2 protein-coding genes are annotated in these 1,181 nt (G+C 69.9%); one reads left to right on the top strand and one right to left on the bottom strand.

The window, feature by feature from the left end:
* Positions 1 to 253 (top strand): hypothetical protein (locus tag ACTWQJ_RS51590; RefSeq protein WP_443313235.1); only part of this gene is annotated, 253 nt, incomplete at its 5' end.
* On the opposite strand, the gene ACTWQJ_RS51595 is transcribed toward ACTWQJ_RS51590, so the two are convergent.
* A partial coding sequence (locus ACTWQJ_RS51595) for an IS4 family transposase (protein WP_443313236.1) occupies positions 222 to 1,181 on the bottom strand: 960 nt, incomplete at its 5' end. The genes ACTWQJ_RS51590 and ACTWQJ_RS51595 overlap by 32 nt on opposite strands.

A 1,181-nucleotide genomic window follows, 5' to 3' on the forward strand; every position in this document is an offset into this window, starting at 1 on the left:
CAATGCCGTTGCGTTACGGGTCTGGTGGTCTTGGCGTGTGGATCACGACGGCGTCGGTGGCTGTCCGGGTCGGCTGGGGCCAGTGCCGGTGCTCGGCTCTCTTGAGGTGGTAGTTGGACATCTTGCGTTTGACGACGCGGGGTTGGCTGCGCAGTCGGCGTGGTGGCAGGAGGTGTGTCAGCAGGTCGTCGCGGAGGTGGGTCAGCGCGGCGACCAGGTGCTCAGGGGGAAAAGATCCCTGGTGAAGCGGTGACACTGCGGCGGGCGGCCCGCAGGGTGTCGGTGAACGAGATGCGATCGGGATCCGTCCCGCGGGCGGCTGCAGTTCTGCACATCAGCTGACGCAGTGCGCGGTGGACCAGCAGATGCGCCCAGATCTGCTGCCGGATGCCGTCGGGAGTCTTGCTGGACAGCACCACCTTCGCCCCCCGTTGGTGTGTCTTGATCTCTCCGAGCACCGACTCGATCTCCCACCGCTGGTGATACTGCGTGGCCAGTTCCGCAGCGGGGTACGCCTGAGCGTCGAGCAGGTCGGTGACCAGCCGGTATCCGTTCTCCTCGGCGCCGGGCACGCCCTTCAGCCGGTAGGCGATCACGCGCACGCGCACCGGGTCACGCTTCTTGGCGTCGGTGCCGGCATGCAAGCGCGACAGCCAGGAGCCGTCGGGCAGCCGCTGCTGCACCGGCAGCACCCGGTTCGCCGGCACCCGCCACAGCAGGTGAGCGCCCGTGGCGGTGAAGGCCCGCCACAGCGGGACCCCGAGAAACTCCCGGTCAGCGAGGATCAGCATGCCCGGGCCGGCCGAACGCACCAGACGAGCCGACAGCGTCAGCTCCCCGACCCGGCAGCCGTCAAGCTCCGCATCCAGCACTGCATGCGTGCCCAACTCCACCAAAGCGGCCATCCGCACCTGCGGGAACGCGGCCCTGTCCGGGCCGCGGGTGTTGCCCGGACGGCCGAAGGCCTTCTCATTCGCCACACTGTCGGCCACATCCCAGCACGTGCCGTCCACCGCCATCAGCCGCAGTCCCCGCCAGAACGCTCCCGGCGTCCGCTCGTTGGCCAGCGGCCCGGCGGTCGTCGCGAACAGCACCCGCAGCGGCTCCGGGCCCAGCCGGTCCCTGGCCCGGAACAGCGAGGACTTGGCGGGCATTCGCCAGGCCCCGCACAGCCCGGCTGT

This window comes from Streptomyces sp. KR55 (assembly GCF_052245645.1).
GTDB lineage: Bacteria > Actinomycetota > Actinomycetes > Streptomycetales > Streptomycetaceae > Streptomyces > Streptomyces flavusporus.